This window comes from Bradyrhizobium guangdongense (genome assembly GCF_004114975.1).
Classification (GTDB): Bacteria; Pseudomonadota; Alphaproteobacteria; order Rhizobiales; family Xanthobacteraceae; genus Bradyrhizobium; species Bradyrhizobium guangdongense.
In genome coordinates this window covers 1,547,943-1,561,037 of the sequence record NZ_CP030051.1, presented here as the reverse complement: position 1 = coordinate 1,561,037, position 13,095 = coordinate 1,547,943, and the positions used below count along the sequence as shown (strand labels likewise).

General features: G+C 64.7%; 11 protein-coding genes. 4 read left to right on the top strand and 7 right to left on the bottom strand.

Features of this window, described 5'->3' with window-relative positions:
- Positions 1-6: 6 nt before the first annotated feature.
- Complete coding sequence (locus X265_RS07465) at positions 7-783, bottom strand: outer membrane protein (protein WP_128964226.1); 777 nt, start codon at positions 781-783, stop codon at positions 7-9.
- A gap of 25 nt (positions 784-808) precedes the next feature.
- Entirely contained in the window at positions 809-2,365 is a 1,557-nt protein-coding gene (locus tag X265_RS07460; RefSeq protein WP_244659250.1) for a cytochrome C, read from the bottom strand.
- A gap of 316 nt (positions 2,366-2,681) precedes the next feature.
- Here X265_RS07460 and X265_RS07455 point away from each other — a divergent pair, with 316 nt between their 5' ends.
- Positions 2,682-3,326, top strand: a complete 645-nt coding sequence (locus X265_RS07455; protein WP_128964225.1) for a c-type cytochrome — start codon at positions 2,682-2,684, stop codon at positions 3,324-3,326.
- Positions 3,327-3,418: 92 nt separating this feature from the next.
- On the opposite strand, the gene X265_RS07450 is transcribed toward X265_RS07455, so the two are convergent.
- Positions 3,419-4,648, bottom strand: coding sequence for a glycosyltransferase family 87 protein (locus X265_RS07450; protein WP_128964224.1), 1,230 nt, complete (start codon positions 4,646-4,648; stop codon positions 3,419-3,421).
- Between the two features lie 169 nt (positions 4,649-4,817).
- Entirely contained in the window at positions 4,818-4,982 is a 165-nt protein-coding gene (locus X265_RS07445) for a Flp family type IVb pilin (RefSeq protein WP_128964223.1), read from the bottom strand.
- Positions 4,983-5,496: 514 nt separating this feature from the next.
- Between X265_RS07445 and X265_RS07440 the strand changes: the two genes are divergently transcribed.
- The 3 genes from X265_RS07440 to X265_RS07430 all read left to right on the top strand — a co-directional run bounded on the left by X265_RS07440 (position 5,497) and on the right by X265_RS07430 (position 9,252).
- A complete protein-coding gene (locus X265_RS07440) occupies positions 5,497-6,996 on the top strand; it encodes a hypothetical protein (RefSeq protein WP_128964222.1) in 1,500 nt (499 codons plus the stop codon).
- 11 nt (positions 6,997-7,007) lie between these two features.
- On the top strand, positions 7,008-8,813 hold the full coding sequence (locus X265_RS07435) for a hypothetical protein (protein WP_128964221.1): 1,806 nt from the start codon (positions 7,008-7,010) through the stop codon (positions 8,811-8,813).
- Positions 8,814-8,916: 103 nt separating this feature from the next.
- Positions 8,917-9,252 (top strand): hypothetical protein, encoded by a 336-nt coding sequence (locus X265_RS07430; RefSeq protein ID WP_373291552.1) that lies wholly within the window; start codon positions 8,917-8,919, stop codon positions 9,250-9,252.
- A gap of 79 nt (positions 9,253-9,331) precedes the next feature.
- On the opposite strand, the gene X265_RS07425 is transcribed toward X265_RS07430, so the two are convergent.
- The 3 genes from X265_RS07425 to tilS all read right to left on the bottom strand — a co-directional run bounded on the left by X265_RS07425 (position 9,332) and on the right by tilS (position 13,018).
- Positions 9,332-9,742 (bottom strand): DUF3052 family protein, encoded by a 411-nt coding sequence (locus tag X265_RS07425; protein ID WP_128964219.1) that lies wholly within the window; start codon positions 9,740-9,742, stop codon positions 9,332-9,334.
- 13 nt (positions 9,743-9,755) lie between these two features.
- On the bottom strand, positions 9,756-11,681 hold the full coding sequence (gene ftsH / locus X265_RS07420; RefSeq protein ID WP_128964218.1) for an ATP-dependent zinc metalloprotease FtsH: 1,926 nt from the start codon (positions 11,679-11,681) through the stop codon (positions 9,756-9,758).
- A 254-nt stretch (positions 11,682-11,935) separates the two neighbouring features.
- Positions 11,936-13,018, bottom strand: coding sequence for a tRNA lysidine(34) synthetase TilS (gene tilS, locus X265_RS07415; RefSeq protein WP_128964217.1), 1,083 nt, complete (start codon positions 13,016-13,018; stop codon positions 11,936-11,938).
- Between the last annotated feature and the right edge of the window lie 77 nt (positions 13,019-13,095).

Below are 13,095 nucleotides of genomic sequence, written 5' to 3'. Positions count from 1 at the left end.
GAGCATCTATTGTCCCGCCCACATGTGGAAGTTCACCCCGACCTTCACGACCTGGATCGACTGCCTGACGCTCACCGGCCCCTGGAAGACGTTGGCTTGATCGGCAAAGGTCGAGGTCCGGGTACCGAACCCGTAGTAGTCGTATTCGAAATTGGCCGACCAGTGACGGTCGAAGGCCCAGTCGACGCCCGCGCCGGCGGTCCAGCCCCAGCGGTCCTCCAGCCCCCTGAAATCGAACGGCACGCCGGTGAACGTGCCGCTGACCTCGTATTTGTCACCGGCCATCGCCGCGCCGGCCTTGCCATAGAGCAGGATGTTGTCGAAGGCATAGCCGATGCGGCCGGTCACGCTGGTCAGAAACTCGGTTTTCGCGTCCACGACCGCGGTCTCACCGGGATTGCCGAGCGGGAGGGCGACAGACCTGTTGCTCCTCAGCGTTGCACCGGCGGCATCACCCTGAATGCCGATGACGACCGGGGAGGAAGCAAACTGATAGTCGCAGCCGCCCTGGCCGCCAATGACGGCACCGCGCGGCGCCGGGCTGACCGTGGTGACATCAACCGTGGAGCCGAGACCATTGAAGGAATCCTGCACGAGCTGCACGGGATCAGTGATGTCCTTCTTCGCAAAGCCCGCCCCAACATGGACGCCGATATAGCAGCCCGTCCAGTTGAAGGGTGCCGCGACCGGAAGCGGGGCCTTCACGGCCAGATCGGCGGCAGACGCCGATCCTGCCAGCGCGACTGCGAAGGCTGCAAGATGAGCGGAAAGCAGTTTCTTCATCTGACAATCTCCTTTGCGGCGCGGCCTACATGGCGAACCATGCGTGCAGGAACAGGGTGTTGTTGTCATGGGCGCCGACCGTGGTGCCGTTGAACTTGTTGTAGTAGGTGTATTGCAGGCCGATGCGGGCGTTGAACCACGGCCAACCGATCATCTTGCTGGCCCCAAATGGGATGTAGGCGATCTCGGCAGTCCAGCCGTTGGTGTCGGGAGTCAATGCCTGGCCGGTGACGGGATCGGGCCCAAAGAGAAGCAGGTCGGACGTGCCCCAGACATTGAAGTACTGCCCGGTGAGAACGACACGGTTGTCGGCACCCAGCGCCAGCGAGGCCTGCAGCTTCATGCTGTTGAGCTGATTGGTCGGATTGGACGCAATGCCGAGAGCGGCGAAGCTTGCATCGAGGCGCTGGAACTCGCGGATGTAGCTGCCACGCAGGGTCAGCCAATAATTGTCGCCCTGATATTGATATTGCGCGTCAAAGCCGACGTCGGTGAATCTGTCCGATACCGGCAACACCGCGGTCGAGCCCGAAGCGAACGTCGTGTCGAACCACGGATGCACGTCGAAAATCATCCCGAACGTGCCGACCATCAGCGTGTGCCGTCCCCAATGCGGCTCGATCGCCGCGCGCCAATAGGGGGCCACGCCGCCGAGCTGGCCCGGGGTATCGAACGGATTCGCTCCGAGCGCATTCAGTGCGTGGAAGCCGATCGACTTGTATCCGGTGACTTCCAGGTAGAGCAGGTCGTTGATCATCGTGTAGAGGCCGACACCGCCGACATGCGCTGCAAAAGTGCCTTCAAGCGTCGTGCCGGGAGGACCCGCGGCCAGCGTCGATGACGCGTAGGGGAAGCCCCAAGCCGGCGTGGTGTTCCACAAATCCTGAACGGACGGATTGTTGTTGGCGGTCACGCCGAAGACGAAATCGAACGGCCCGACGCTCGCCGTGTTGGCATAGCGGACGTCCGTATTGTCCCATCCCCAGCTGTGGATGAACTGGTCCGCCGGTGTGCCCGAGAACGACGACAGCGGGGTCGCGCCAGCATATGTGTACTGGGCGAACGCGCCGATGTGATCCGTGATCGCGCCGCCCCAGAACACGCTGACGGGAGAGGCAACGATATTGTCGTTTGTCTTGAACGGCTCCGTTGGATCCGGAATGGTCGGTCCCTGGGTGCGCGTGTAGCCTTCGATCGCCATGAACGAGATCGGCGGCACCCACTCCTTGCGGTCAGCATCGGTCTGCGATTCCTGCGGCAACGCCTTCACGTAGCCGCGGAGCTTGTCGAGTTCAGCGCGAGCCGCGCGCCCGCCCTCGGACGAGAACGGCGTCGTCCTGAATTGGCCGCCACCGGCGGTGTAGCCGAGCAATTTGAAGCGGCGGCCATAGGGCGTCAGTGCAGGGAAGTCGGTGTGGCAGGTGCCGCAAGGTTGCCCTGTCTGACGCGCGAAGCTCGGCAAGGCTTGCGCCGGCGTGGTCGAGCCGATGAGCGATGCGGCCGTCGAGAGAGCCGCTAACGCGAGTGCGGCGAAAAGCCACCTGCCGTTGCTCGCGATGACACTGTAACGGTAACCCCACATAGCGCCTGTCCCGTTGCGCTCAATTAACTTGGGATATTGCGAACCGCTTGCGTTTCCAAGTAGGCCAGCACACCGACGTTTCGCCAAGCGACATTCGCGGCGCGTCAGCCGTTTTCAAATCTCGCGAGACTTTTCCGCAACGTTAGATGCACACGCTTGTAGGAAGCGGTTGCATAAGGCAGCTGATTACCGCGGAACTCCGCATCGCATTACCTCTCGTGCGCTTCTGCGAAAATCGTGGTCACGCTCGACGAGAATCAACTGGACCAAAGTGCGTCGCCGCGCGTAGCGTGCGCTCATCAAAGCGGGGGCGCTCATGAACCTGCAATCGCTCGGGCGGATAGCGGCCGCGATCGTCGTCGCCTCGATATCGACGATCGCGCAGGCGCAAGAGAAAGGCGTGCAAGTATCGTCGCACGACCTCAAGGCAAAGACTGAATATTGCAAGACCTGTCATGGCATCGACGCGCAAGGTTTTCGCGGATCATACCCAATGCCGCGACTGGCGGGGCAGCAGCCGGAATACATCGAAAATCAATTGAAGGCCTTCGTCGAACACCGTCGCAACAACCCCGTGATGTTCAACGTGGCACATGTGCTCACCCCCGCCATGCTGGCGGCGCTGACCACGGAATTCAAAAATCTGAATCCAAAGCCGCTGGGTGGCGCGCCGACCGCGAACGTCGCGGAAGGCAAGAAAATTTATGAGGAGGGCGTTCCCAGCGCCAACGTACCGCCCTGCGCATCGTGCCACGGAGCCGATGCCAAGGGCGACGGTCAGTTTCCGCGGCTCGCAGGACAACTCAACGACTACGTCACCAGAAAGCTGACGAACTGGGACAAGGAGCGAGGACAGGACAAGGCCAATCCGGACAGCTCAACGATCATGCAGCCGATTGCGCACGAGCTGACGCAGGCGCAAATCAAGTCTGTGGCGGCTTATGTCAGCCAACTAGAGTAGCCCGCTGCAGCGCAGGTTACGAGTGAGCGCGCGCATCAGTACGCGCCCTGAGGTCTCGCGCCGGAGCCCCGATCCAAGCCCGATCGAACCTCTCAATTCGTCTGCGAGCCTAAGAGCCGCGGCGACGCCACCTCGGCCGTCCGCCAAGCCGCGCAGCGGCTGAGGATCAGGGCGAAGACGATGAGGATCGCCGGGAAGCCGACCGGCTGGCCGAGAAACAGGAAGCTCGCAAGCAGGGCGAAGACGAGCGCCAGGGCCATCACCTCATGGCGCGCGAAACCTTCATCTAAGCCGGCGCGGATCAGAAACGCCACCGCGATGCCCAGCACGACCAGATCGTACATGAAGAGATAGGGCGTCGTGAGCAGCGTTGCCGCCGCAAGCATCGCCGCTTTCAGCGCGTACGGCAGCCTGCTCCGCCACGCCGCCACCAGCACGACGCCGACCGCGGCCGTCAACACCCATTGGAAGATCCAGCCGAGCTGCTCGGTGCCGCCGACATAGCGCACCAGCGCGAAGATGCTCTGCATCTTGAACCAGGGTGCGCGGCCTTCGGTCAGGAAGGCCTGCGAGAACATCGGAATCCAGTGGAAGAAGGCCTGCCAGCTTTCCGTCCCGAACGCGAGCCAGGACGCCAGCGCGATCGCCACCGTGACGAGTGCGGCGGTGAACAGCACGGTCCATTCGGCGGCGGCGAGCAGCACCAGCGGAAACAGCAGTCCATATTGCGGTTTGTAGCTCAGAAGGCCCAGACACACTCCGGCCAGCACCGGCCGCGTCGGCAGCAGATAGAGCATGCTGCCGATCAGGGATGCCGTGAGGAAGCCGTTCTGCCCGACCAGGATGTTGAGGAAGGCGGCGGGAAAGCCGATTCCAATGACGAGGCCCGCATTGCGCCCGACGATCGCGCGCATCACGGCCAGATACGGCACCATGCTGAACGCCGCCCAGCCGATGAAGGCCGCCGCATAGGGAAACTGCGCGAGCAACGCGGCGACGAACAGGAAGGGCGGCGGATAGTGCCAGGCGAAATGACCGACGAAATCCTGCTTGAGCAGCGCGAGCTCAACCTGCTTCTGGATGTCCCAATCCCAGGCCTGCGCGGGATGGCCCTCGAGCGCCAGCTTTCCGGCCGCCCAGACATTGACGAAGTCCGTCGGGATGCCGCGGCCGTCTGCGTCGAAGATCCACAGATGCGCGAGATAGGCCGCCGGAAAATACGCCAGCGTGACGATCGCCAGCGCGAAGGAGATGTTGAGGAGTGTCGCAGGGAGCGCGCCGTGACGGGCGATAGCTGGCGGGACGATCGAAACTTCGGCCATGCGGCTTCCTTTGACGCAACACGATAAGGCGGATGCGTTCGAGCCATACACCCTGATGACTTGCAGGAGGCTTAAGCCTTTGCTGTCGAATGGCCCGTGCATGCTCCGGGCAAAGCAAAAGAGCCCCGTCGATGACGAGGCTCTTCGCTATTTCCGTCGACCGTCCGGCTTACTTGAGGCTGGACGAGATCGAGGTGAACTTGGCGTTCAGCGTGGTGCCGAGCTGGTTGACGACGGTGATGATCGCCAGCGCGATGCCGGCGGCAATCAGGCCGTATTCGATGGCGGTGGCGCCGGATTCATCCTTCACGAAACGCGAAACGAGGTTCTTCATAAACTGCTCCAAAGGGTACACGAGGGCATTAATGGTCTGGTCATTCCGGCTTCCCAGCGCCGCCCGACCATGGAACCCAACCTAGGGGCAAAGAATTGCGCCGCAGTTAATTCGGCTACGTAAACACGGAACGGTTTGCGCGTATTCGTCGATGGTAAACTGAAATCTAAAACAATCGGTTAAATTGCGCGGATGCACGACTTCGCACGACATCTTGGCCGAGCGCAGCGCTCTCTCCATTCCCTCCCCCCTTGTGGGGGAGGGGCAGGGAGAGGGGCCCACACGGGGATTCTATCAATCGCGCCGCGTGCCCAGCACATATCGATAATCAGCACCTTTTCCTGGGCTCCCCCTCCCTAGCCCTCCCCCACAAGGGGGGAGGGAACGGACCTTTGTCGCGGCGGTGATCGAGTCGCATCGCAGCACGTTCTCGTTCCGCCGATTTACTCGAAGTTATGACCGCCGTGGTCCAATGCCGCCCGCTCGGCAACACTTAAGAATACGACGAGGCGGCATGTCCCTTTCCTTTACGAACAATATTGCCGTGCAGGGCCGCGCGCGGGCGCTGGTGCCGTTGTGTGTCGGCGCGGGCGCCTATCTGTTCTTCCTCTCTGTCGGCAACACGCTGCTTCAGGATTCCGACTCGTTCTGGCAGATCAAGATCGGTCAGTGGATCCTCGATCACCACGCCGTGCCTTACACGGACTTCTATTCCTTCACGCGGCCCGGCGAGCCCTGGATTTCGACCTCGTGGCTGTCGCAAGTCCTGTTCGCCGTCTCCTATGCGCAATGGGACTGGGCCGGGCCCGTGATCCTCACCGCGCTCGCGATGGCCGCATCGGCCGCGATCCTGGTCTATCTGCTCGATGCACATCTCGAGATTCCGCGCTCGGTGCTGTTCGCGATGCTGGCGGTCGTGCTGTCGCTGCACCACATCCTGGCGCGTCCGCACATGCTGGCCCTGCCGGTGATGATCGCCTGGGTCGGCGTGCTGATGAATGCGGCCGACCGCAAGGTCCCGCCGTCATGGGCCTGGCTGCCTCTGATGTCGCTGTGGGCGAATCTCCATGGCGGCTTCGTGCTCGGCCTCGCCTTGATCGGCCCGATGGCGATCGAAGCCATCTGGACGCTGGATTCGGCGAAGCAGATCCGCCTGCTCGCGCGCTGGTTCCTGTTCGGCGTGGCCGCGCTGGCGGCCGCCTGCGTCACGCCCTATGGCTGGCGCACGCTGCTGGGCGCGACCAACATCCTCAATCTCGGCGAGCTGCTGTCGGTCATCTCGGAATGGATGCCGGTGAATTTCGCTTCCTTCTCGGCGTTCGAAGCCGCGATCCTCGGCCTGATCGCGCTCGGCCTGTTTCGCGGACTCACGCTGTCGCCGCCGCGCATCCTGCTGATCCTGCTCTTCACCTGGATGGGGCTCACCCATGTCCGGAGCATCGAAGCCTTTGCCTTCCTGGTGCCGCTGGTGCTGGCCAAGCCCCTCGGCGAAACATCGCCGCTGTCGCAATTTGGCGCCGAGGCGACCCAGAGCTGGGCGGCGCGCTACGTCACCATCACGGGCGCGCTGATGATCGCGGCCGCGGCGTGGACCTCGACCTCGATCTACATGTCGCATCACCGCTTCGCCTTCACGATGGACCAGACACCGGTCGCTGCCGTCGACCTGCTGCGAGAGCGCAAGGCGCAGCGCATCTTCAACGGCTACCAGTTCGGCGGCTACCTGATCTCGCGCGACGTGCCGGTGTTCGTCGACGGCCGCGCCGAGCTCTACGGCGAGAAGTTCGTGATGGATTTTTTCAAGGCCGCCGAGGGCAAGAGGCCCGAGTTGCTGCCGCGCCTGCTCGACGAGTACAAGATAGACGCGACGCTGCTGGGGGCTGATACGCCGGGTCCGCAAATCCTGGATTACCTCAAGGGATGGAAACGGCTCTATACCGACAACATCGCCGTGATCCATGTCCGCGATGATCCGCCGGACGCGGAAACGCCGATGCCAGCGCATTCGAACTGAACCGCCGGACGATGTCGCCGCGCGTCCAGCCGACCGGGCAAGGATCGACCACGGAGCCGAAGCCCGCGATCGTGCTCGCGGTCGCCTGGGCGATCATCGTCGCGGCGCTCGGATGGCCCGCGATCAAGGCCGGCGTGTTCGACGCGCTGTCGACCGACGATGCCATGCGTCTGGTCGAAGTGCGCGATCTTCTGGCCGGCCAGGGCTGGTTCGACCTCACTCAATACCGGCTCGATCCACCCGGAATTGCCATGCACTGGTCCCGCATCGTCGATGCGCCCCTCGCCGTGCTGATCCTCCTGTTCCGCCCGCTGCTCGGCCAGCACCATGCCGAAGCGCTCACGCTGGTGCTGTGGCCCTCGCTGCTGATGGCCGCCGCGCTATGGCTCGCAGCGACGATTGCAAGCCAGGCAAGCGCCCCGGCCGACAGGTCGCGGGCACGGCTTGCAGCCATCCTGGTCACGGCGCTGTCGATCCCTGCCCTGATCCACTTCCGTGCCGGCGCGATCGACCATCATAATCTGCAGATGGTGCTGCTGCTCGGCTTGGTGCTTTGCGTTTCCGATTCCGAACACCATACGGCCAAGGCGGCCCTGGCGGGATTTCTCGCCGCGCTTTCGCTGTCGATCGGATTGGAAATGCTGCCCGCGATCGCCATGGCGAGCATGGCGGTGGTGGGACTGCTGGTGTGGAAAGGCACTGACGTCCTGCGCCCGGCCTGCGCTTTTGGTGCGGGCCTGACCGTCTCGTCATTGCTGCTGGCGCTCCTGCTGCTTCCGATGAGCAGTCTCTTCAATCCGGTCTGCGATGCCTTCGGCGGCCCCATCCTGCTCCTGTGCGCGGGCGGCGGCATCGCGCTGCTCGCGATTGCCGGTGCGAGCTGGCTTCGGCAGGGCTTGTGGACGCGGCTGACCGCGAGCGCGCTCGCCGGCGCGCTGCTGCTGGGCGCATTCTTCAAGTCGTACCCGGGCTGCGTGGCCTCGCCCTACGCGCAGGTCGATCCCCTGCTCGTCAGCTTCTGGCTTGGCCGCGTCGCCGAAACCATGCCGGTGAGCGAGATCGCACAGCTGCAGCCGCAGAAGCTGCTGGGTTATTATGCCTTTCCATTGCTGACGCTCGGCCTGTGTGTTGCGGCCGTGATCGGCTGCACGCCGCAAAGCCGCTTCCGCTGGATCGTCTCGACCGCCACGCTCGCAGCGCTGTTCGGCGTGAGCCTGTGGGAATTGCGCGGCGCCGCTGCCGCCAACATCGTTGCCGCCCCGCTATGCGTCGCCGCCATCGTCAGGCTTCGCACGGAGGTGGTGGCCGGTTGGCGGCTGGTCCGTGTCGCGCTGCTCGTGTCGCCCGCCTCGCTCGGCGGCATCGGCCTCGCGGTCTGGCCGGCCCTCGCCGCGGGCAGGGTCGCCCCCGGGATTGCGATGCCGGACCTCGCCGCATCCTGCCAGACCATCTCCAGCGCCGCGCCGCTCGCCGATCTGCCGCCCGGGCGGATGATGGCCCCGATCGATTCGGGTCCGGCGATCCTGACTGCGACCAGGCATTCCGTCTTCGCCGCCCCCTACCACCGCAACAATGACGGCAACCTCGTCATGGTGCACACGATGATGGACACACCGGAAGCTGCGCGCGAGGTGCTCCGCGCGCGAGGGGTCGACTACATCCTGACATGCAACGGTTCCGTCGATCAGGAGGATCTCGTCCGCCTCGCGCCGGAGGGCCTCGCCGCACAGCTCGGCCGCGGCGAAGCTCCGGATTATCTGGAGCGGATACAGGCGGTATCGAAGCCCGGCTGGACCGTCTGGCGCGTGCGCAAGTAGAGAGCGCGAGCCAGGCGAGCCCTATGCTTGGCGGCACCGCCGAGAGAGCACTTGCGCGCACTGATCCGCCTCCGGCATCATGGAGGCGGAGGCTCGTTTTTCCGTGTCATTGAAGAATCCGGAGGCTGTCGCTGCCATCGTATCGGCGCTTCGTCACGTCCACGGGGACGATATCGCACGACTGATGCTGGTCGAAGGCATGAGCCTCGCCAATTTGCTCGAGGCGATGTTTTCGGCGCCGCTGACGCACCGCGAGGCCGTCCGGGCGATCACCGACGGGCTCGATGACTTCGTGATCACGCCGGATCTGGGGCTCATGTGGCATCTCAAATACGTCTACGGAGACGAGCCGGGCTCCCTGCATGTCATGGACATGGAGATCGCCACGCCCGATGGCACGCTGGCGAGCCGGGACGTATGGCTTCGGCTCGCGTCGTGAGGGGATGTCCTGGACACGGTCGCAAGTGCAATGACGGTTTGTGGAACAGCAATCGTAGGGTGGAGCGGAGTTAGTTCGCTCACTCGCCCCGATCCTTGACGGGGATCACGAGCTTCATGCCCGACCAGATATCGTTGACGGCGCAGATCTTGATATCGACGAGGCCGTTCGCAAGCGCGGTCTCGCGCACCAGGGCTTCGGTCACGTCGGTCGCGATGCCTGAGGCCTTCTTCGGCCAGGACGCCCAGATCATGCCGTCGGGTGCGATCGCCTTGCGGTAGCTGCGCAGTTTGGCGGCGAGGCCCTTCGCCTCGGCGGCGAAGACATGCACCATGTCCAGCCGGGCTATGGCAGTGCTTGCGATGCTCACACCGTCAGGTAGTTCGCCGACGACATCCCGATAGGACGTCACGAGACCGTCCACGAAAATACAAAAGCCCGGCTTGATGCCGAGCTTCTGCACTAAAGGTTTGCCGGAAGTGCCGGCCATCAGACGCTTGCCGTTATGCTTGAGGCTGCGGCTCCAGACCGGGATCCGGATCGGGGCGCGGGCGCGGCGACTTGCCGGCCGGGGGCACGGCGGAGGCGCGCGGCGTGGTCGGCTCGAGCACCGACTCGCGGTTCGGCTTCTTGCCCTTGAGCAAATCGACGATCTCGTCGCCGGAGAGCGTTTCGAACTCGAGCAGGCCCTTGGCCAAGGCCTCGAGATCGGCGTGCTTTTCGGTGAGGATGCGGGTCGCTTCCTTGTAGCCTTCCTCGACCAGGCGCTTGATCTCGGAGTCGATCTTCTGGACGGTGGCCTCGGAGGCGTTCTGCGTCCGCGAGACCGACATGCCCAGGAACACTTCGTCCTGGTTCTCGCCATAGGAGACCGTGCCGAGCTCTTCCGACAGACCCCAGCGCGTCACCATCATGCGGGCAAGCCGCGTGGCCTGCTCGATGTCGGAGGCGGCACCCGAGGTCACCTTCTCGCGGCCGAAGATCAGCTCTTCGGCGACGCGGCCGCCCATCATGATGGCGAGGCGCGAGGTCATCTGCTCCAGGGACATCGACAGCTTGTCGCGCTCGGGGAGCTGCATCACCATGCCGAGCGCACGGCCGCGCGGAATGATGGTGGCCTTGTGGATCGGATCGGTCGCGGGCACGTTGAGGCCGACGATGGCGTGGCCGCCCTCGTGATAGGCCGTCAGCAGCTTCTCTTCCTCGGTCATGACGAGCGACTTGCGCTCGGCGCCCATCATCACCTTGTCCTTGGCCTCTTCGAACTCGGCCTGGGTCACCATCCGCTTGTTGCGGCGGGCGGCGGTAAGGGCTGCTTCGTTGACGAGGTTCATCAGGTCGGCGCCGGAGAATCCAGGCGTGCCGCGCGCGATGGTCTTGAGGTTGATATCGGGCGCCAGCGGAACCTTGCGGACGTGAACCTTCAGGATCTGCTCGCGGCCGACGACGTCGGGGTTCGGCACCACGACCTGACGGTCGAAGCGGCCCGGACGCAGCAGCGCGGGATCGAGCACGTCAGGGCGGTTCGTCGCGGCGATCAGGATCACGCCCTCGTTCGCCTCGAAGCCGTCCATTTCGACCAGCAGCTGGTTCAACGTCTGCTCGCGCTCGTCATTGCCGCCGCCGAGACCGGCGCCGCGGTGACGACCGACCGCGTCGATTTCGTCGATGAAGATGATGCAGGGCGCGTTCTTCTTGGCCTGCTCGAACATGTCGCGCACGCGGCTGGCACCGACGCCGACGAACATCTCGACGAAGTCCGAACCCGAAATGGTGAAGAACGGCACGTTGGCTTCGCCCGCGACCGCACGCGCGATCAGGGTCTTACCGGTGCCGGGAGGGCCGACCAGCAGCACGCCGCGCGGAATGCGGCCGCCGAGGCGCTGGAATTTGCCGGGGTCGCGGAGGAATTCGACGATCTCCTGCAGGTCCTGCTTGGCTTCGTCGACGCCGGCGACGTCTTCGAAGGTGACGCGGCCATGCGCTTCGGTCAGCATCTTCGCGCGCGACTTGCCGAAGCCCATCGCCTTGCCGGCGCCGCCCTGCATCTGGCGGGACAGGAAGATCCAGACGCCGATCAGCGCGATGAAGGGCAGCCAGGAGACCAAGAGCGAGACGAACCACGGCACGTTGTCGCCGGGCGGCTTGGCGGTGATCTGCACCTTGCTGTCGTACAGGCGCTTCACCAGCGTCGGATCGTTCGGCGCATAGGTCTGGAAGCTCGAGCCGTTGGTGAAGGTGCCGTGGATGTCAGGCCCCTGGATCACGACGTCGCGCACATTACCGCGGTCAACTTCGCTGAGCAGCTGGGAGAAGGCGATGTCCTGCGAGGAGGCCCGCTGACCCGGATTCTGGAAGAGCGTGAACAACGCCAACAGCAGCAAAACAATGATGACCCAGAGGGCGAAATTGCGCAGATTGGCGTTCATCGATCTTCCTTCGTGGTCGCGCGGATCGCGGCCTCATCCTTGGGCTCTACGAGGAAATCCCCAAGGAATCCTCATCGTTAGACGCATACAATTTAGGTGCCGTCCCGGTCGCTGCCAAGGGAACGCGATGGGACTATTTAGCCCATCTTAGCGCGATTCCCGCTGAAATAATGGCGCCCGAGGCGGGGTTTTTCCTGCCTGGTTAAGGTGTCCTGACGGCAGGCTGCGGAAACAGCCGGTGTCATGATCCGCCCTCATTCGCCCCTGGATCCCGCTTTGGACCGCCGGGCCGGCGCAGGCGCGATGTGGATACGCCCCCCGGCAAGGCTGATCAAGGCTCCCGCAAGGGTCTGCTTCAAAAGGGTACGGTCGTTTGCGCCGATGCGGGGCCTTCCGGTCATCGACAGCTCCACGGCCTGATCGAGCGCGGCCAGTAGGGCCTCGACCTTGCCGAGTTCCGGCGGCCCTTCGTGTCCGTGGGCGTTGATGGCCCGCAGCAGCAGTCGCAGCCGGACTTCTTCCGGCAGGCTCGCGAAGGACGAGGCCTCGAAGCTGCGAACGCCCGGCTGCGGCGCAGGGCCGCGATCCCGCAGGCGGAGGAAACGTTCGGCGCCGTCGGTCAGCACCTCGACGGCCGCGTTCGCCCGGGCAAGCCGCGCCGAGAGCCGCGCGAAGGTTCTGATATCGCCGCCCTCGGCCGCGAGCTGGGGCAGCAGCGCCCGCAGCCGCGGCCGCGTGAAAGAGGCGTCGCGGTTGGTGGGGTCCTCAACGAAGCCGATCCTGGCCCGCTTCAGGGTCGCGATCAGCTGCGATTTCGGCACGTCGAGCAGCGGCCGCGCCAGCACGATGCCGTCGCGCATCGACAGGCGCGCCATCGCCGACAGCCCGGCAATGCCGCTGCCGCGCAGCAGCCGCATCAGAAGCGTCTCGGCCTGGTCGTCGCGGGTATGGGCCGTCAGCACGTGGCTCGCGCCGGCACTGCGTGCGGCCTGCGCCAGCAGGCGATAGCGCGCTTCGCGCGCGGCGGCGGGCAATCCCGTCGTCGGCTTGGCGCCGCGCCAGCGCAGCGTCCGGTGGGCAAGGCCGAGTTCGGTCGCGAGCCGTTTGACCTCGCGCGCCTCGCGCGCCGCCTCGGTCCGCAGGCCGTGATCGACGGTGACCACGTTGAGCTCCGGGCCGCGCGCAAGGCTGCGCCGCCAGCGCGCCGCGAGCCACATCAGCGCGACAGAGTCGGGGCCGCCGGACACCGCGAGCACCAGCGCCGGCGCGCTTTTGAACTCGGCGAAGAGCTGCTTCGCCGCACGCGCGGAGATCGGAGAATTGTCGTCGTCTGACATGACGCGGCCCTGACAGCGGCGAATGGCGGCGCAAGTCTAGCGCAGCGCCATGCGCCTTGTCAGCGAGCGCCGCCGCA

Bases quoted from the DNA above. Each gene is read 5' to 3' on its own strand.
- X265_RS07440 (WP_128964222.1), top strand. From the start codon at position 5,497: ATGTCCCTTTCCTTTACGAACAATATTGCCGTGCAGGGCCGCGCGCGG.
- X265_RS07425 (WP_128964219.1), bottom strand. From the start codon at position 9,742: ATGGCCGGCACTTCCGGCAAACCTTTAGTGCAGAAGCTCGGCATCAAG.
- X265_RS07450 (WP_128964224.1), bottom strand. From the start codon at position 4,648: ATGGCCGAAGTTTCGATCGTCCCGCCAGCTATCGCCCGTCACGGCGCG.
- ftsH (WP_128964218.1), bottom strand. From the start codon at position 11,681: ATGAACGCCAATCTGCGCAATTTCGCCCTCTGGGTCATCATTGTTTTG.
- X265_RS07455 (WP_128964225.1), top strand. From the start codon at position 2,682: ATGAACCTGCAATCGCTCGGGCGGATAGCGGCCGCGATCGTCGTCGCC.
- X265_RS07465 (WP_128964226.1), bottom strand. From the start codon at position 783: ATGAAGAAACTGCTTTCCGCTCATCTTGCAGCCTTCGCAGTCGCGCTG.
- X265_RS07435 (WP_128964221.1), top strand. From the start codon at position 7,008: ATGTCGCCGCGCGTCCAGCCGACCGGGCAAGGATCGACCACGGAGCCG.
- X265_RS07445 (WP_128964223.1), bottom strand. From the start codon at position 4,982: ATGAAGAACCTCGTTTCGCGTTTCGTGAAGGATGAATCCGGCGCCACC.
- X265_RS07460 (WP_244659250.1), bottom strand. From the start codon at position 2,365: ATGTGGGGTTACCGTTACAGTGTCATCGCGAGCAACGGCAGGTGGCTT.
- tilS (WP_128964217.1), bottom strand. From the start codon at position 13,018: ATGTCAGACGACGACAATTCTCCGATCTCCGCGCGTGCGGCGAAGCAG.